This is a genomic window from Vibrio pacinii DSM 19139, from assembly GCF_000711795.1.
GTDB lineage: Bacteria > Pseudomonadota > Gammaproteobacteria > Enterobacterales > Vibrionaceae > Vibrio > Vibrio pacinii.
In genome coordinates this window covers 54292-72597 of the sequence record NZ_KL543977.1, presented here as the reverse complement: position 1 = coordinate 72597, position 18306 = coordinate 54292, and the positions used below count along the sequence as shown (strand labels likewise).

The following is an 18306-nucleotide window of genomic DNA, read 5'->3' as shown; positions in this document are numbered from 1 at the left end:
TAACTTGAGCCCAAGATTCTAGCTCAACTTTGGCGACATTAATACGTCAAAAGCACGTCTTGAGACCTAGGTATCGGTGTCCTTGATGGGTTTTTGAGCGTTTGAGGGATTACCTAACAGGGCGTGACTTGATATACTGGTCGACCATTTGTATCACTCGAAAATTAGAAAGAGATCATGTTAAAGATATATAACACACTCACAAGACAGAAAGAGGAATTCAAACCAATCAATGCTGGCAAAGTTGGCATGTATGTGTGTGGGGTAACCATCTATGATCTCTGTCATATTGGTCATGGCCGTACTTTCGTCTCTTTTGATGTCGTTTCACGTTACTTACGCTACCTAGGCTACGACTTGACCTTTGTGCGTAACATTACGGATATTGACGATAAGATCATCAAGAGAGCAAACGAAAATGGTGAGTCTTGTGACTCCTTGACTGAACGTCTTATCGGCGAAATGCATACCGATTTTGATGCGCTCAATATGAAGCGTCCTGATATAGAACCCCGTGCAACGGAATTTATTGCTGAAATTGTAGAGCTGGTCGAAAAGTTAATTGAGCGTGGTTTCGCTTACGTTGCGAGTAACGGCGACGTCATGTTCGAAGTTCGAAAGTTTGACGAGTATGGCAAGTTATCTAAGCAAGACCTTGACCAACTGCAAGCGGGCGCTCGCGTTGATGTCGAAAGCGCGAAACGCAGCCCTCTAGATTTTGTTTTATGGAAAATGTCGAAGCCAGGCGAACCAACTTGGGAATCACCTTGGGGACCTGGTCGTCCAGGCTGGCACATTGAGTGTTCAGCAATGAACTCATCAATCCTTGGCAACCATTTTGATATTCATGGCGGTGGTTCTGATCTGCAGTTCCCGCACCATGAAAATGAAATTGCTCAATCTTGCTGCGCGCACGGCACCCAATATGTAAATACTTGGATGCACAGCGGCATGGTGATGGTCGACAAAGAAAAGATGTCTAAGTCATTAGGTAACTTCTTTACCATTCGTGATGTATTAGGCCACTACGATGCTGAGACGGTACGTTATTTCCTTATGTCGGGCCACTACCGTAGTCAGTTGAACTATAGCGAAGAGAACCTTAATCAGGCGCGTGCATCACTTGAGCGTTTATACACGTCGTTGCGTGGTCTTGACCTGAGCGTACCTGCTGCGGCGGGTGGTGAAGAATATATTGAGCGCTTTATTGCCGCGATGAATGATGATTTTAATACACCGGAGGCCTACTCAGTACTGTTTGATATGGCCCGTGATATTAACCGTCTCAAAGGTGAAAAAATAGATCAAGCGAGCTCTCTGGGAGCATTAATGCGTGAACTTGCCGATGTGATTGGTATTCTTCATCAACAGCCGGAAGTCTTCCTTCAAGGTGCTGTGGGCGATGATGATGAAGTTGCTGAAATTGAAGCGTTAATCAAGCTGCGTAACGATAGTCGCGCCGCTAAAGATTGGGCCAACGCAGATATGGCACGAGATAAGCTTAACGAGATGGGTATTGTGTTAGAAGACGGCGCAGAAGGAACTATCTGGCGTCGCAAGTGATAGACAACGATGATTAAATGAAGGGCTGTTTTTCAGCCCTTTTTTCTATTAAATTATTATTTTGAGGTAGGGCATTTCGTGGCTCAGATGTACTTCTATTACTCAGCAATGAATGCGGGTAAATCAACCACTCTTCTTCAGTCTTCGTTCAATTATCAAGAACGAGGCATGACACCCGTAATTTTTACCGCGGCGCTTGATGATCGTTACGGTATTGGCAAAGTGAGTTCACGGATTGGTTTGCAGTCTGACGCGCATTTGTTCCGCCCTGATACCGATCTATATCAGGAAACCGTCGCGCTGAATGACGCAGAAAAGCGTCACTGTATTTTAGTTGATGAATGTCAGTTCTTGAGTAAAGAGCAGGTTTATCAGTTAACAGAAGTCGTTGATAAACTGCATATCCCAGTATTGTGCTATGGCCTAAGAACTGACTTTCTTGGTGAATTGTTTGAAGGTAGTCGATACTTATTGTCTTGGGCTGATAAGTTGGTTGAATTGAAAACTATCTGTCACTGTGGACGCAAAGCGAATATGGTGATTCGTACGGATGAGAATGGTGTTGCGATTGCTGAAGGTGACCAAGTCGCCATTGGTGGTAATGACAAATATGTCTCTGTCTGTCGTCAACACTACAAAGAAGCGCTTGGTAAGTAGTGCCACTTGTGATTGAAACAAAAAACGGAGCATGAAGCTCCGTTTTTTGTTTGTGTTCGAGAATCAGAGATTAACGAGCACGGAAGACGATGCGACCCTTAGATAGGTCGTATGGAGTCATCTCAACAGTTACTTTGTCACCAGTAAGAATACGGATGTAGTTCTTACGCATTTTACCAGAGATGTGAGCAGTAACTACGTGACCGTTTTCTAGCTCAACACGGAACATTGTGTTTGGAAGAGTATCAAGGACGGTGCCTTGCATCTCAATTACGTCTTCTTTAGCCATTTAATCCTCTTTTAAAAAATGGACAATTTTTAGCGACTTTTCATGCCGATAAAAATGAATTAAGTAAAGTTGGGCGGTATTCTACCCTTGCCAACGCTGATTTACTAGCCTTTGATGGCGCTGAAATCGGACTTTATAGCTCATTGCTGGGCATTCATCAATCTGATAACCCAAATAGAGCCACTGCTTTCCTTGTTGGGAGCAATATTTTGCTTGGTACAAGACGGCTAAGGTTCCTAGTGAAATCGAGTATTCGGGATCGAAAAAAGTATAAAAGGCACTGGCGCTGTTCGACAGCATATCGGTGACGGCGATAGCAATCAATTGCTGATCGTCATAGAGGTGCAAAAACTGGGTATTTAGCCAATTACATTGAGCAAACTGAGCAAATTCACGCCGTTTGGGAGGATACATTGAGCCGTGACGATGTCGTGCCTCGATGTACTTGCTATAAAGTTCAAACCAATCGTTGTCCATTTGATCTTTTAATTGCCAAGTTATTGAGCGAGCTTTACTGAGCAAGCGTTTTTGATTACGAGAAAGAGTGAAGTCGGGGATCGAAATCCGAATCGCTTGGCAAGCTTGGCAACGATCGCAATGAGGTTTGTAAATGGTATCTCCACTTCGACGAAAACCGTTGGCAAGCAATACCTCATAACTTGATCCGCAGTGCATCGCGGGATCGAGAGCAACCGCCACACGCTCCTGACGGTCACTTAAATAGCTGCACGCATGGCTATCGGTTAAGCCAATACGGATTTGTTGTAGGTCTGAACTCATCAATCTTTAGGTCTCGCTCTTTAGCCACTGTTTTGCAAAACAGTTTTCTACTACGCTTTGGCTCTTAAAGGATAGCAGTGTTTGTAAAAAATCCGATCTTTCCAGTTCGTATGCACCTAAGGACTGCAAATGAGAGTTCATGACCTGACAGTCGATAAGTTGACCATTATGTTTATGAAAGTGTTCACAAAAATACCAAAGTGCAATTTTTGAGGCGTTGGTTTTTAAACTGAACATCGACTCGCCACAAAAGACCTGACCAATTGAAAGACCATATAACCCGCCGATTAACTCGTCATCAAGCCAAACCTCGACTGAGTGACAAATTCCAAGAGCAGCCAACTGTTTATAGGCCGCACGCATCTCTTCATTCAACCACGTTTCATCTTCACTGCGAGTCGAGGCGCAATAGTCGATGACAGCATTCGTTGCGTGGTCAATACTGACAGTATATTGGTGCTTGCGTTGAAACTTTTTGAGACTTTTTGCCGCTTTGAAGGTCTTAGGGTTAAACACCGCACGCGGAGAAGGGCTCCACCATAAAATCGGCTCTCCAGGTCCATACCAAGGAAAGATGCCATTTTGATAGGCGAGTTTGATTCGCTCTGGGGTTAGGTCACCACCGACAGCGAGGAGCCCGTTTGGGTCGGTTAACGCTTCGAAGGGAGACGGAAACCAGAGTTGGTCGGAATCAAGTTCAGTAAGATAAAACGCCATATTAGGTCGAGGTAACGTGAATGAAGAAGTGGTTGTGGATCATATTGGTTTTTCCATTGATTGCCAATGCAGCTTATGAAAGAAATAGCGCCAGACCCGTCAACCAAGTCGTTTTTGGTCAAGTCGATACGGTCAGGTATATCAGTGAACAAGAGATTATCAAGTCACGTGCCAATGGTTGGCAAACCCTGCTTGGCGCTGTTATTGGGGGCGTAATTGGTCATCAGTTTGGAGGCGGGACTGGTCAGGAAGTCGCCACGGCGGTTGGCGCTGTGGCGGGCGCAGGAGTGGCGCGCCATCATGGCCAACAAGAATACCAACTAGAGTATCAATTGGTTGAGTTACTAATTAACAGTGATGATGGGCAGTTAATTGATGTCATTCAAGATGTTGATAATCAAATGCTTTTCAAACGTGGTGATAAGGTGCGCATACTCTATTTTGATAATGGTGTGCGGGTTGATAAAGCGTATTAATCTGATCATTAACGCTCTCTGCCCTGTGACATAATTATTCAGTCCTAATCGCAGTTTGGCTCTGGTTTTACGCGTTGTTTTTAGATAGTCTGCAACTACGAAGAATTTTTCATCATTCCATTCAGCATTAGGACAGTGGGATGAGCAAGGACTAACAATTTTAATGGAAAGCCTTACGTTACAACCTATCAATAAAGTCAATGGTGAGGTCAACTTACCCGGCTCTAAAAGCGTATCAAATCGCGCCTTGTTACTTGCAGCATTGGCGAATGGTACGACCCGTTTAACCAATTTGCTCGATAGCGACGATATTCGTCATATGCTCAATGCACTTACTCAGTTGGGTGTTTCTTACACGCTTTCTCAAGACAAAACCGTGTGTGAAGTGGAAGGTCTTGGCAAGCCCTTTACGAGCCCACAGGCGTTAGAGCTATTTCTGGGCAATGCGGGTACAGCGATGCGACCTTTGGCGGCGGCACTGTGTTTGAGCGATGGTGAATTTGTTCTGACGGGTGAGCCACGCATGAAAGAGCGTCCGATTGGTCATTTAGTGACGGCCCTGCGTCAAGCGGGAGCCAAAATCGACTACCTAGAAAATGAAAACTATCCGCCACTTAAGATTTATGGCACCGGTCTTCAGGGTGGGACGGTAGAAATTGATGGTTCGATTTCTAGTCAGTTCTTAACCGCATTTCTCATGTCAGCGCCACTTGCCCAAGATGATGTCACCATTAAGATCATCGGTGATTTAGTGTCTAAACCTTATATCGACATTACTTTGCATATTATGCAGCAGTTCGGCGTCGAAGTGGAAAATGATAACTATCAGCAGTTTGTTATTCGTAAAGGGCAATCTTATGTTGCACCAGGCGAGTTTTTAGTCGAAGGCGATGCCTCATCGGCGTCTTACTTTTTGGCCGCTGCGGCAATCAAAGGCGGTGAGATTAAAGTCACAGGTATTGGCAAAAAGAGCATCCAGGGTGATGTTCAGTTTGCCGATGCGCTTGAGAAAATGGGCGCTGAAATAGAGTGGGGTGATGACTATGTTATCTCTCGCGTTGGCGTACTGAACGCGGTAGATATGGACTTTAATCATATCCCTGATGCGGCGATGACCATTGCTACGACTGCGTTGTTTGCTAAAGGTACAACGGCAATTCGTAATGTCTACAACTGGCGAGTGAAAGAAACCGACCGTTTAGCGGCAATGGCGACAGAACTGCGCAAAGTAGGCGCGGAAGTGGAAGAAGGTGAAGATTATATTATCATCACTCCCCCTCAGCAGCTGATTCATGCTGCGATCGACACTTACGATGATCATCGCATGGCAATGTGTTTCTCTCTGGTTGCGCTGAGTGACACCCCTGTTACGATCAATGACCCTAAATGTACGTCAAAAACGTTCCCAGACTATTTTGACAAGCTGGCAGGGCTGAGCTCATAGCGGATTGCTGGGCTTTGATCTAAGGCTCAAAAAAATGAAAGGGTTGACACAGTGTGCCAACCCTTTTTCGTTGCTATTTTTGTAGGGTAAACTCTTTCGACAAATGGTGGGCTAAGTACTTAAACATATTAAATACCGCTGTTGTCTGAATGGTAGGTAAACCTTTGTCATCAATGAAATAGTTACCTTTAAAAACGAGCACGCCCTCTTTTTCCTCGACGCTGTCCGCGCGCATCCCCTCGATGTAGTCGTCATGTTCTTGAATGAGGTGGTTAGCTATCATCAATAGTTCGTTTTGTGGGATGATTTTTTTCTCGCTCATAAAAGTCTTGCCTCGTGTTAATCAGCTTCTCACAGGAAGGGTTGTCGTGATTGTAAGGAGTTGCACAGCAAATTCCAATGCGATAGATCAATCGAGTTGGCTTGCGCTAGCGACAGGTTTTGTGACTGATGGCAAAAATCTTTGTGATAGTTTGGCAACTTTTTGCCCTTGACGTTTAGTATGTCCGACTTTCTAGCCCACCATTAACACTCAAGTGGACATCAATATCAAATCGACTTGGCGTTTTTGGATACATCGCTGCTTTGTCGAGCAGTCAAGAGAGAATTTTTAAAAAAGAGATTGATCTTCTTGCATTCTCGCTCGATAGTAAAAAAGAAGCAGAATATTAAGAATGTCGTGCGATAAATTCGCACTCGATAAAGGACACTTGAGTCAATTATGGGTAAGTCACTGGTTATTGTGGAATCGCCAGCCAAAGCGAAGACCATCAATAAGTATTTAGGTAAGGACTTTATTGTAAAGTCCAGTGTAGGTCACGTACGTGATCTGCCGACGGCTGGCCAAAGTACGGGCCAGAAAGCGGCAGCGGTATCCACTAAAGGCTTAAGCGCTGAAGAAAAAGCACGCATTAAGAAAGAAAAAGATCGTAAATCCTTAATCAAGAAAATGGGGATAGACCCATATCATGGTTGGGAAGCGAACTATCAAATTCTACCCGGAAAAGAAAAAGTTGTCGCCGAGCTGCAAAAGCTCGCTGAAGACGCGGACCGCGTCTATCTCGCAACCGATTTGGACCGCGAAGGAGAAGCCATCGCTTGGCACCTTCGTGAGATCATCGGTGGCGATGAAGAGCGATACAAACGAGTAGTCTTTAACGAGATCACCAAAAACGCCATTCAACAAGCGTTCGAGAAACCGGGCGAGTTGAGTATTGATGGTGTTAATGCACAGCAAGCGCGTCGTTTTATGGATCGCGTTGTGGGCTTTATGGTTTCTCCGCTGCTATGGAAGAAAGTGGCGCGTGGTCTTTCTGCCGGGCGTGTTCAATCGGTTGCGGTTAAACTGTTGGTTGAGCGTGAGCGTCAAATCAAGGCCTTTGTTCCTGAAGAATTTTGGGATATCCACGCAGACACTAAAACCAAAGATAAAGCCGATTTTCGTTTGCAAGTGGCGCAAAAAGATGGTGTTGCGTTTAAGCCTGTCAATGAAGCCGAAACCCAAGTTGCGACGGCGGTGCTTGAAAAAGCGCGCTACGAAGTCTGCAAACGAGAGGATCGACCGACTTCAAGCAAGCCTTCGGCCCCTTTTATTACTTCGACATTGCAACAAGCCGCGAGTACGCGTCTTGGCTATGGCGTGAAAAAGACCATGATGTTAGCTCAGCGCCTTTATGAAGCGGGTTACATCACTTACATGCGTACTGACTCAACGAACCTAAGTTCGGAAGCTGTGGAGACCGTACGCGGCTTCATTGGTGAAGAGTACGGTGATGCTTATTTACCTGCTAAAGCCAATGTTTATGGCAGCAAGCAAGGTGCGCAAGAAGCGCACGAAGCGATCCGACCTTCTGATGTTGCGGTAAAAACGGATGATCTCAATGGAATGGACGCTGACGCACACAAACTGTATGCCTTAATTTGGAATCAATTTGTTGCCTGTCAAATGACGCCAGCTAAATATGATTCAACCACCGTCAGTGTGAAAGCGGCAGAATACACCTTGAAAGCAAAAGGCCGTATTCTCAAGTTTGATGGTTGGACTCGCGTTCAACGTCCTCTGGGTAAAAACGAAGATCAAATCCTACCTGCGGTTCAAGTGGGTGATAGCGTTGATTTGATTAAGCTCGATCCTAAGCAGCATTTTACTAAGCCGCCAGCACGCTTTACTGAAGCCGCGCTAGTAAAAGAGCTCGAAAAACGCGGTATCGGCCGCCCATCAACCTACGCATCGATCATCTCTACGATCCAAGACCGTGGATACGTAAAGGTCGAGCAGCGTCGTTTCTACGCAGAAAAAATGGGTGAGATCGTTACTGACCGTCTTGATGGTAGCTTCGATGAGTTGATGAACTATGAGTTCACATCGCGTATGGAAGAAAAGCTCGACCAAATCGCAGAAGGAGAAGCCAACTGGAAGACCGTCCTTGATGACTTCTTTAAAGACTTCACCTGCGATCTTGAGAAGGCCGAGCTTGACGAAGAACAAGGTGGTATGAAGCCAAATAATATCGTCTATACCGATATTGAGTGTCCAACATGTTCGCGTCCAATGGGGATTCGTACCGCATCAACTGGCGTATTCTTAGGCTGTTCGGGTTATGCATTGCCACCCAAAGAGCGTTGTAAGACAACGATCAACCTTGGCGATGAAGATGGCATTATCAATGTGCTTGAAGAAGACGTTGAAACAGCTGCACTGCGCGCGAAGAAACGTTGTCCTATCTGTGAAACGGCGATGGATGCTTACCTGATTGATGACAAGCGTAAAATGCATGTTTGTGGTAACAACCCAAACTGTGAAGGCTACGTGGTTGAGCATGGTGAGTTTAAAGTCAAAGGCTATGATGGCCCAGTCGTCGAGTGTGACAAGTGTGGCAGCGACATGGTGCTGAAAAATGGTCGTTTTGGCAAATACATGGACTGTACCAGTGAAAGTTGTAAAAACACGCGCAAGATCTTGAAAAACGGTGAAGTGGCTCCGCCTAAGGAAGATCCAGTTCACCTGCCAGAGTTGCCGTGTGAAAATTCAGATGCTTATTTTGTACTGCGTGATGGTGCGTCAGGTCTGTTTTTAGCCGCGAGTACTTTCCCTAAATCGCGTGAAACACGAGCGCCTCTTGTTGAAGAGTTGGTCAGATTTAAAGATCGTATTTCACCTAAATTCCATTATCTGACAGATGCGCCACAAAAAGACCCTGATGGTCTGCCAATGGTCGTGCGCTTTAGTCGCAAGACCAAAGAGAATTACGTGCGTTCTGAAATCGATGGTAAGCCTTCAGGTTATACCGCGTTATATATTGATGGTAAGTGGGAAATTACCGACAAGCGTAAGAAGAGCGCAAAATAATCGAATACACCCAATTAAAAAGCAGCCGAATGGCTGCTTTTTTTATAGCAAAACGTTATGACAAGTATGGTAGTGAGTACAGATTGAGCAGTTCATACTCAATAAAATCAGTCTGCGAACTAGGTCACTTTAATGTAGGCGAGATGTTATTAACCTGTAGCTATTCGATGATTTTGTGTGAGCTAACGCAGGGCTCTAAAAAGTAATTAATGTGCGGTCGATAGTACAGCATATTTTAAATTGTAATCTTAAAGGAATACGATAACTTATAGTAAACCTTTTGCACGTCTATCGGGCTTGTTGATCGACGCCTTGATACTGACGTGACATGGCTTAAGCTGGATAGGTCCCTCTCTAAAAATGGGGACTAAAAACGGAATATATTGGGTGAATCTCCCCTCAATAAAGGATTGACCCACAAGAAAAAATAGAATGGAGAACAATGAATGGCTGGAGTTTTGGGAATGATCTTGGCTGGAGGTGAGGGATCACGCCTTCGCCCTTTAACAGAATCTCGTAGTAAACCCTCTGTACCTTTTGGCGGTAGCTACCGTCTTATCGATTTCGCTCTGAATAACTTTGTCAATGCTGACTTGATGCGCATTTACGTGCTGACTCAATTTAAATCCCAATCTTTGTTCCATCACATGAAAAAGGGTTGGAATATCAGCGGCATTACCGACCGTTTTATTGATCCCATTCCTGCTCAGATGCGCACAGGTAAACGCTGGTATGAAGGTACCGCAGACGCCATCTATCAAAACTTACGCTTTATGGAACTCTCCGAGCCAGAGCAAGTGTGTATTTTTGGTTCAGACCATATTTATAAAATGGATATCAAGCAAATGCTCGATTACCATGCGCAAAAGCAAGCCTCACTGACAGTCTCGGCTTTGCGTATGCCATTATCAGAAGCCTCAGAGTTTGGCGTGATTGAAGTGGATGAAGAGGGGCGCATGGTTGGCTTTGAAGAAAAACCCGCTAAGCCAAAATCGATTCCTGGCGATCCTGATTTTGCCTTGGTTTCTATGGGCAATTACATCTTTGAAGCACAACGATTATTCGCCGAACTGATTGAAGATGCTGAGAATCCTGAATCTTCGCACGATTTCGGTAAAGACATAATCCCTAATATGTTTCCTAAAGGTGATGTCTTTGTGTATGACTTTAGCACCAATCGCATTACGGGTGAAAAGGAAGAGGTCTATTGGCGTGATGTTGGAACCATTGATGCCTACTGGGGCGCACATATGGATCTGCTTAAGAAAGATGCGCCGTTTTCTCTCTACAACCGTAAGTGGCCATTACATACCTACTATCCGCCACTGCCACCAGCGACGTTTACCGACTCAGCCAATGGTCGAGTACAAATCATTGACAGCTTAGTCTGTAGCGGAAGTTATGTGCGGGGATCGCGTATCGAAAAGTCGGTGCTAGGTTTTCGCAGCAACATTGCATCAACTTGTGACATCAGTGAAAGTATCTTGCTAGGTGATGTGAAAGTGGGCGAAGGGTGCGTATTACGTCGAGTGATTGTCGATAAAGACGCGGATATTGCCCCTGGTACTCAAATTGGTGTTAATTTGTCGGAAGATAAGAAGCATTTCCATGTTTCTGAAGAGGGCATTGTGGTCATTCCTAAAGGAGCACGAGTTGGCTACTAAGAATTTATCGGTTCTATTTGTAGCGTCAGAAGTTGAAGGGTTAATTAAGAGCGGTGGTTTGGCAGATGTTGCCAAGGCACTGCCTCAAGCGCTGCGTGCACTTCAGCAAGATGTTCGTTTGACGTTACCAGCCTATCAGAAGATGGCGCAAGCCGCTGAGGCTGAGGTGATACTAGAAACGCAGCTAGAACATTGGCCACATACAAAATACCGCGTCAAGCAGTTAGAAATTGTAGACGTGCCGGTTTACGCTATCGAATGCGCTCAGTATTTCGATCGACCTGAAATGTACGCAGAAAACAATCAAGCGTATGCCGACAATGGCGAGCGCTTCGCGTTTTTCAGCGCGGCCAGTCTTGATATGCTGCCTAAGCTTGGTTTTCAACCTGATATTATTCATGCTAACGATTGGCATACTGGGTTTGTGCCTTATTTGTTAAAGCATCGTTATGGCGCGACGCCGTTTTTTGCACAAACAAAAAGCGTTATTTCAGTCCACAATGCGGTATTCAAAGGGGTATTTAGTTACGATGAGTTGCAGTTCCTACCTGAAATGCATACTCGTTTTGCTCCTGATGCTGCGGTCAGTAGTACTCATGTCACCATGTTGAAAGCCGGGGTGATGAACGCGGACAAAATTAATGCTGTCAGCCCTACTTACGCCCAAGAGCTTACCACCGAGTTAGGTAGTCATGGTATGGCGGTGGAGTTTCAAAGTCGTGCGCTTGATTTGGTTGGAATTCTTAATGGTTGCGACTATTCAGCTTGGAACCCACAGACTGACCCTTTATTACCTGCTAACTACAAAGCGAATCGTCAAAGTATGGTTCGTGGTAAGAAAGCATGTAAACGCGCGTTGCAGCAACATGTAGGGTTGCAAGAGCTCGATGTGGCGGTGTACGGAATGGTTTGTCGTTTGACTCATCAGAAAGGGGTGCATTACTTACTGCCTATACTGGAAGACTTTTTGCACAACCAAGTGCAAGTAGTCATTGTTGGTACGGGCGATCCTGAACTTGCTGCTGCGTTGCGAGAAGTGGCGGACGATAATCCAGATAAGTTGGCGTTTGTTGAAGCCTACGATAATGAGCTCGCACACTTAGTCGAAGCAGGCAGTGATTTCTTTGTTATGCCGTCCGAATTTGAGCCCTGTGGACTGAATCAAATCTACAGTATGGCTTATGGCACTCTACCTATCGTGCGTGGTGTCGGGGGATTACGTGACAGTGTTCGCGACTATGATACCGATCCACTTCAAGCGACGGGGTTCATGTTTGATGAGCCTTATCCTCTGGCGCTATTGGCTAAACTTCAGCGTACTTTGCTACTTTATCTTCAACAACCGAACGAGTTCAAACGCGTGCAGTTGCATGCGATGGAGCAAGATTTTTGTTGGAAAAAATCCGCCAGTCAATACATTAAACTCTACCAGAGTGCACTAGGTGTATAATTGGTATTCACAAGGCGTCAATATGGCGCCTTTTTTGATGACTGTTTACAATTTTATCGCTACATTCGCCAAGATTTAACGCAAGACGACTCAAATTCGGCTATCTTTGTGGTAATCTCCTAAGCCAACATCAACCGCGTTTATTTGTTTTGACTATGAGTGACACTTTGCTTTTCCATAAGACCTTTGCGCACCCAACCAGTGATGAGTGGGTGGTTTTTGTGCATGGTGCAGGAGGCAGTTCATCCATTTGGTTTAAGCAGATCAAAGCTTATAAGCAACATTTTAACTTGTTGTTGATTGATTTACGTGGTCACGGAAAATCAAATCAGCTGTTGAAAGAGTTAATGTCAAATCGCTATACCTTCAAGTCGGTCACGCTTGATATTCTCAAAGTGTTGGATCACTTAAAGATTCGCTCTGCTCATTTTGTCGGCATGTCTTTAGGTACCATTATTGTGCGCAATTTAGCTGAGCTGGCGACTGACAGAGTCAAATCAATGGTTCTTGGTGGTGCGGTAACGCGTTTAAACACCCGTTCTCAGGTGTTGGTCAAGCTTGGTAATCTATGTAAGCATATCTTGCCCTACATGTGGCTATATAGCCTGTTTGCTTACATTGTCATGCCGCAAAGGACGCAAAAAGAGTCTCGACACCTGTTTATCCGTGAAGCGAAAAAGCTGTGTCAGAAAGAGTTTAAACGTTGGTTTATACTTACCGCAGAAGTGAACCCACTAATGCGTTATTTTAAGGATCGGGAAATACCCATTCCGACGCTTTACCTAATGGGAGAGCGTGACTATATGTTTATCCAGCCAGTTAAAGAGATGGTGGCGGCACATCGCAAAAGTCAGTTACTTGAAATTGCAGATTGTGGTCATGTGTGTAATGTAGAACGCCCTGAAGAGTTCAATCAGCACTCTATTGCGTTTATCCAACAACAGATCGACTCTCCTACTGCTTAAGGCACTTAATGCTAAGGTATTTAAGGCGCAGTCGCGCCACACTGCCAACAAATGCCAAACTGTGCCTCATTGCTTTCATGGCACTGATGACATTGCCACTGTTCGCCAAGATGGGCTTGTTGGTAGTCAGCGATGATGGCTTGGGCAAGTGGCAACGTATCGTTATCCAATAACCACACATAGGGTTCACTGTTTTCACCGAACGGCACTTCACCTTGTAAACCAAAAATACCTTCGCCACGCACTTCACACGACACTTGGTTCGATTTTAATAGCTCACAAACAATATGCGCCTCGGTCGGGGTTGCTGCGGTAAATATCTTCACTAAACGTTCCCATTCGATGTCGGTGGGGTATTTTTAAGCTTGGCCATGATCCATTTAGCGATCACAGGGAAAAGCCCAAGTAGGGCAAAAGAGAGTAAAACACTGGGCGAGACAATACCAGACAGGCTGTCAATCTGTGCGAGTTGAGTACCAGCATTAAGATACACAGCGGTCCCTGGAAGCATACCTAATTGACTGATTAAATAGAAACGCAGGGTTGAAAGTGGCGTTAACCCCATCAACAAGTTGATCAGGAAGAAGGGGAAAACAGGGATAAGTCGTAACGAGAACAGGTAAAACGCGCCGTCGCGCTCAATACCTTGGTTAATGGCATTAAGCTTATCGCCAAACTTTGACTGAACCCAATCACGCAACAGGTAGCGGCTACTTAAAAATGCCAGAGTAGCGCCAATGGTGCTGGCAAAAGAGACCAAAAACAAGCTTGTCCAAAAGCCAAACAGTGCCGCGCCGAGTAAGGTCACTACCGCAGCTCCGGGAATCGAGAAAGCGGTTGCGGCGACATAAGCGAAAAAATAAATGGCAGCGGAGAGGGCGAAATTATCGTGAATAAAGACCGCGAGTTCTGCTTGTTGTGCTTTGGCATTTTCCAAGGTCAAATACTGGCCAAAGTTGACCCCCAAGATGACAATTAAGGCCAAAAAAATGGCACCAAAGATGACTTTCTTATTCATTGTGACGTTCCGTCCTGATGTAAAGCAGATGCGTTTCAAGTGTTAATAGACAAGACAGAGAAAGCAAGATTTATATTTCACTGAAAACAAAAAAAGTCAGCTCAATGGCTGACTTTTTTATCATATTTAACCTAGTGGCTGAGCTGATTGAGTAACTCTTGGCGTCTATTTTGAGGAATGACAGACCAATGTGTGCCTTTTATCGCGCCTTCCAAAGCCCAGAGGAGTTCGATGTTAACATCGGTAGAGTGGGTAGACTGTATTGCTTTGAATGCGTTAACCGACCCCGTCTTTTCAAGATTCTCCACCGTGTCAATTCCGGCCTTTTTTAACATACGCTCCGTTGCTAGGCGTAAGTTAGGCAAATCTTTGAGCCGGTTTGGTTTTGCTTGCGACTGAGTCTGCTTCTCTTTGTTGGCTGCACTGAGTGCATGCCGCGCTATCTCTAAGGTTTTGCTTGTGTCAGCGATTAAGCCGTCATCTAGAGCAAAATATTTGGTCACAACTGGGAAACCCCGTTTTTTGTAAACGTAGGGTTCAAGACCTTGAGATTTGAATTGTTTCGTTAGTGCTGTATCGGCACGAACATGCAGTTTGTTGTTAACGATCAGTGCGAACATGGTGTCATCGGCAAAAATTCCAAAACCACCAAACATTGAGCGAGACTTGATGCTTCCAAGCTGCTCAAAGAATCGCATTGAGTCTTTTAAAATAGGTTTATCCATGCTGTCTTTATCTCGGTGTATAAATATACGCCACCAATTCAGGTCCGAGAGAATAGCAAAAAAATGCAGTTACTGTGTCAATATGATGTTATACCTTTGTAGGTATGTCTTAAGACGGTATGCATATTTGCCATCGGCAACCCCGCTACCTGACATAAAATGTTTAAGGCCGGAGGCTTTGCGTCCCACCCTTTCGAAGTGGTTTGCCCTGTTCGTGGCTTGTTGCGAACTCTAAAAGAATAAATAAATATGCGTAGAGCATCACATTAATGTGAAGTATATGTGATACATGTCTCATAAATGTTTGTTATTGGTTCACTCAACTAAGGTTAAACAACTCAGTTGAGTGAAATCAGAGGCTATTTATTGAGGTTACGAACGGTGCTTCGTTGAACAATCTCAGGGTGCATTTCAAAGATGCGTTTTTCGTGCTCTTTATCTTTAATGCGCTCAAGCAAGATCTCAAATGCGTTCTTACCCACACGACGTTTTGGTTGGTGAACCGTTGTGAGTGGTGGAGAGAAATATTCTGCCAGTTCGATATTGTCGTAGCCAATCACAGAGATGTCTTCAGGGATACGAATACCTTTCTGCTGCAAGCGACTCATCAGACCGAGTGCCATGGTGTCATTGAAACAGAAAACAGCGCTTGGTTTCTTATCCATTGCAACGATTTGATCCGCGGCAAGAACAGCGGTATCACATTCAAAGTTGCCTTCTAGGATCCAATTTTCATTTACGCTTAGATTGGCTTCAGTCATGGCCCGTTTAAAGCCACGGATGCGCTCTTGACAGGCGGCCTTCTCGAAATGTCCACTTAGGCAAGCGATCTCTTTATGACCGTGGTCAATCAGGTATTTGGTCGCTAGATAGCCACCTTCTTCGGAATTATCAATGATTTTATCTGCTTGTGAGCTTTCAGGGCCCCAATCCATTACCACTTTCGGAATGTCTTTGTGGCGATCAAGCATTTCACTCAACTCTTCGGTCAAGTCGGAACACATTACCAAAATGCCATCGACGCGCTTTTCTGCGAGCATGCGAATGTAGTCACGTTGCTTTTCGTAAATACCACCCGTGTTACACAAGATCAGTGTATAACCTTGACGATAACAGTAGCTCTCGACACCATCGATAACTTCAGAGAAGAAAAGGTTGGTTGATTGGGTGACGAGCATGCCGATGGTTCGAGTTGTGTTGCATTTTAAACTACGAGCAACGGCACTCGGGGCGTAATTTAGCTCAGTAACCGCTTCCATTACTTTTTCTTGAGTCGTTTCAGCTACAAATCGCGTTTTATTGATTACGTGAGAGACGGTGGTCGTTGATACACCAGCGAGGCGAGCAACATCTTTAATAGTGGCCATAGGTTTTGTCCTGTCGATGACTGCCACAAGGTTATATCCTAATTTAGAATATCGAGGCAGAAGTACCAGAAACACAAAAACCGCTCTTAACTAGCGGTTTGTATTTTAGTCGTTAATTTTTTATCGTTTTCGGTCACAATTTTAGACCGCAAACGTCATTAGGGCAAACAAAAAACGCGCGAAGGGCATGCCTGAGTTCACAACGTCTTTTATTCATCACCAATTAAGTAGTGACTATCGAGTTTAAGGAACGCTTCGGTCAAACTCGCAATCGCAGCATAGAAACCAAATTGGTCCAGTTTTTGACACTTCGCAACGAACTGTGGCACCCAACTCAACAAATGGGTCTGAATAAATTGCGCTTGTTGGATTAACGCGTCTTCAAGGTGACGTTGTTGCTCAAGCTCATTGGAGCGGATAATTAAATGACCTAAGAAATCGAGTACGATAGCGATATGGTCGACAGGCTCATTGAGTCCGTGTTCAACTGAGACGCCATGCTCGTTCATTAACGCTTCTAACTCTTTGGCGGGGGTGTCATTAAGCAAGCCATTTTTGCCAATATACATAGAGGCGTAAGGCAGCGCAGAGTCTCGGTCAGACTTTAAGAACAGGTCGCAAAAGTCGGCTGCTAATTCCAATTGAGAATCTTCCCTGTCGATCAGGCGATTGAGTGCGTCAACCACACGCTGAACGGCGGGCTTCAGCTCGGCATTTTCTCCTAACCCTGAAAGAAAAGAGCGAATTTGAGCTGAATGATATTGCTGTAAGTTCTCCTCGGTCAGTTCTTTTGCGAACAGGCTCGACAACCACCAATAGATTTCGGCGCGTTTTTCATTAAATGCTTTAGTTTCTTGCACTAGGGGCTACTCCTAAAATAATTACCTATTAGTGTAACCAATAAAAATGAATAGCGATAATGGCTCATATGTCAGCATAAGAGTAGATATGAAAGATTATGAATAAAGGAGTGGGTTTGTCTTGAATCAAGAAAAAATCATCTTTCTTGGTTTTACTCTCATATTTACTAGAAATGTGACTATTTATGAATAGAATAATTGGTAGACCCATGACCAATGCAAATAAAGTGGTGTAGATGAGCTATCATGTCCTCGTTGTAGAAGATGACGCAGTGACGCGCAATAAGCTAGTTGGATACTTTCAACATGAAGGTTACCAAGTGAGTGAGGCCGAAAGTGGCCAACAAATGCGTGAAGCACTCAGTAATAACGCGATTGATCTCGTGATGCTAGATATCAATCTTCCCGGTGAAGATGGGTTGATGCTAACACGTGAGCTTCGCAGTCAATCTAACATTGGAATTATCCTGGTTACAGGACGCACGGATAGCATCGATAAAATTGTTGGCTTAGAGATGGGGGCAGATGACTACGTAACTAAGCCTTTTGAACTACGTGAACTCTTAGTACGAGTGAAAAATTTATTGTGGCGTATTGCCTCGGCGCGAGACTCAAGCGATAAAAGTAAATCATCAGCAGGTAATGATAATATAGTTTGCTTCGGTGATTGGACGTTTGATATTCAACGCCGCGCTCTAAGTCGCAATGGTGAGCCAGTTAAACTAACTAAAGCTGAGTATGAATTGCTGGTGGCATTGTCGAGCTACCCGAATCAGGTACTCAGTCGTGAACGTATTCTGAATATGATCAGCCATCGAGTTGATGCGCCGAATGATCGTACCATTGATGTCTTGATACGTCGTATGCGTGCCAAGATGGAGTTTGATCCTAAGAATCCACAAATCTTTGTTACGGTTCACGGTGAAGGGTATATGTTCGCGGGTGATTAGGTGGCTATCACTGATTAAAATGACCGATAAAA

18 protein-coding genes and 1 riboswitch are annotated in these 18306 nt (G+C 44.7%); of the genes, 9 read left to right on the top strand and 9 right to left on the bottom strand.

Annotated elements, in window-relative coordinates:
- The first annotated feature begins 177 nt into the window (after nucleotides 1–177).
- Nucleotides 178–1563 (top strand): cysteine--tRNA ligase, encoded by a 1386-nt coding sequence (gene cysS, locus BS19_RS16915; protein ID WP_038176929.1) that lies wholly within the window; start codon nucleotides 178–180, stop codon nucleotides 1561–1563.
- A 78-nt stretch (nucleotides 1564–1641) separates the two neighbouring features.
- Nucleotides 1642–2220 (top strand): thymidine kinase, encoded by a 579-nt coding sequence (locus tag BS19_RS16910; RefSeq protein ID WP_038176928.1) that lies wholly within the window; start codon nucleotides 1642–1644, stop codon nucleotides 2218–2220.
- 70 nt (nucleotides 2221–2290) lie between these two features.
- Here BS19_RS16910 and infA read toward each other — a convergent pair whose 3' ends face one another.
- The 3 genes from infA to aat all read right to left on the bottom strand — a co-directional run bounded on the left by infA (nucleotide 2291) and on the right by aat (nucleotide 4006).
- A complete protein-coding gene (gene infA, locus BS19_RS16905; protein WP_001040192.1) occupies nucleotides 2291–2509 on the bottom strand; it encodes a translation initiation factor IF-1 in 219 nt (72 codons plus the stop codon).
- Between the two features lie 81 nt (nucleotides 2510–2590).
- Nucleotides 2591–3289: an arginyltransferase gene (locus BS19_RS16900; RefSeq protein WP_038176927.1), complete on the bottom strand. Its 699-nt coding sequence runs from the start codon at nucleotides 3287–3289 to the stop codon at nucleotides 2591–2593.
- Between the two features lie 6 nt (nucleotides 3290–3295).
- A complete protein-coding gene (gene aat / locus BS19_RS16895) occupies nucleotides 3296–4006 on the bottom strand; it encodes a leucyl/phenylalanyl-tRNA--protein transferase (RefSeq protein WP_038176925.1) in 711 nt (236 codons plus the stop codon).
- A gap of 20 nt (nucleotides 4007–4026) precedes the next feature.
- Between aat and BS19_RS16890 the strand changes: the two genes are divergently transcribed.
- Both BS19_RS16890 and aroA read left to right on the top strand, forming a co-directional pair.
- Entirely contained in the window at nucleotides 4027–4482 is a 456-nt protein-coding gene (locus tag BS19_RS16890) for an outer membrane lipoprotein (RefSeq protein WP_038176924.1), read from the top strand.
- 163 nt (nucleotides 4483–4645) lie between these two features.
- A complete protein-coding gene (aroA, locus tag BS19_RS16885) occupies nucleotides 4646–5926 on the top strand; it encodes a 3-phosphoshikimate 1-carboxyvinyltransferase (protein ID WP_038176922.1) in 1281 nt (426 codons plus the stop codon).
- A 73-nt stretch (nucleotides 5927–5999) separates the two neighbouring features.
- Here aroA and BS19_RS16880 read toward each other — a convergent pair whose 3' ends face one another.
- On the bottom strand, nucleotides 6000–6248 hold the full coding sequence (locus BS19_RS16880; protein ID WP_038176921.1) for a YciN family protein: 249 nt from the start codon (nucleotides 6246–6248) through the stop codon (nucleotides 6000–6002).
- A gap of 399 nt (nucleotides 6249–6647) precedes the next feature.
- Here BS19_RS16880 and topA point away from each other — a divergent pair, with 399 nt between their 5' ends.
- The 4 genes from topA to BS19_RS16860 all read left to right on the top strand — a co-directional run bounded on the left by topA (nucleotide 6648) and on the right by BS19_RS16860 (nucleotide 13354).
- Nucleotides 6648–9275 carry a type I DNA topoisomerase gene (gene topA / locus BS19_RS16875; RefSeq protein ID WP_038176919.1) on the top strand — a complete coding sequence of 876 codons (2628 nt, stop codon included), beginning with the start codon at nucleotides 6648–6650 and terminating at the stop codon, nucleotides 9273–9275.
- 446 nt (nucleotides 9276–9721) lie between these two features.
- Nucleotides 9722–10939: a glucose-1-phosphate adenylyltransferase gene (glgC, locus tag BS19_RS16870; protein ID WP_038176917.1), complete on the top strand. Its 1218-nt coding sequence runs from the start codon at nucleotides 9722–9724 to the stop codon at nucleotides 10937–10939.
- Nucleotides 10929–12389, top strand: a complete 1461-nt coding sequence (gene glgA / locus BS19_RS16865) for a glycogen synthase GlgA (protein ID WP_038176916.1) — start codon at nucleotides 10929–10931, stop codon at nucleotides 12387–12389. The genes glgC and glgA overlap by 11 nt, the downstream gene beginning before the upstream one ends.
- Before the next feature lie 155 nt (nucleotides 12390–12544).
- Nucleotides 12545–13354 carry an alpha/beta fold hydrolase gene (locus BS19_RS16860; RefSeq protein WP_038176914.1) on the top strand — a complete coding sequence of 270 codons (810 nt, stop codon included), beginning with the start codon at nucleotides 12545–12547 and terminating at the stop codon, nucleotides 13352–13354.
- Between the two features lie 20 nt (nucleotides 13355–13374).
- Here the strand turns inward: BS19_RS16860 and BS19_RS16855 are convergent, their stop codons facing one another.
- The 5 genes from BS19_RS16855 to torD all read right to left on the bottom strand — a co-directional run bounded on the left by BS19_RS16855 (nucleotide 13375) and on the right by torD (nucleotide 17324).
- Complete coding sequence (locus tag BS19_RS16855) at nucleotides 13375–13680, bottom strand: putative signal transducing protein (RefSeq protein WP_038176912.1); 306 nt, start codon at nucleotides 13678–13680, stop codon at nucleotides 13375–13377.
- Entirely contained in the window at nucleotides 13680–14372 is a 693-nt protein-coding gene (locus tag BS19_RS16850) for a TVP38/TMEM64 family protein (protein ID WP_038176911.1), read from the bottom strand. The genes BS19_RS16855 and BS19_RS16850 overlap by 1 nt, the downstream gene beginning before the upstream one ends.
- Before the next feature lie 131 nt (nucleotides 14373–14503).
- A complete protein-coding gene (locus tag BS19_RS16845) occupies nucleotides 14504–15097 on the bottom strand; it encodes a TfoX/Sxy family DNA transformation protein (protein ID WP_038176909.1) in 594 nt (197 codons plus the stop codon).
- A gap of 132 nt (nucleotides 15098–15229) precedes the next feature.
- A riboswitch (cyclic di-GMP riboswitch) is annotated at nucleotides 15230–15315 on the bottom strand.
- A 141-nt stretch (nucleotides 15316–15456) separates the two neighbouring features.
- Complete coding sequence (gene purR, locus BS19_RS16840) at nucleotides 15457–16464, bottom strand: HTH-type transcriptional repressor PurR (protein WP_038176908.1); 1008 nt, start codon at nucleotides 16462–16464, stop codon at nucleotides 15457–15459.
- A 209-nt stretch (nucleotides 16465–16673) separates the two neighbouring features.
- Nucleotides 16674–17324, bottom strand: a complete 651-nt coding sequence (gene torD / locus BS19_RS16835) for a molecular chaperone TorD (RefSeq protein WP_038176907.1) — start codon at nucleotides 17322–17324, stop codon at nucleotides 16674–16676.
- A gap of 236 nt (nucleotides 17325–17560) precedes the next feature.
- Here torD and torR point away from each other — a divergent pair, with 236 nt between their 5' ends.
- Entirely contained in the window at nucleotides 17561–18274 is a 714-nt protein-coding gene (gene torR, locus BS19_RS16830; protein ID WP_038176906.1) for a two-component system response regulator TorR, read from the top strand.
- Nucleotides 18275–18306: the final 32 nt, after the last annotated feature.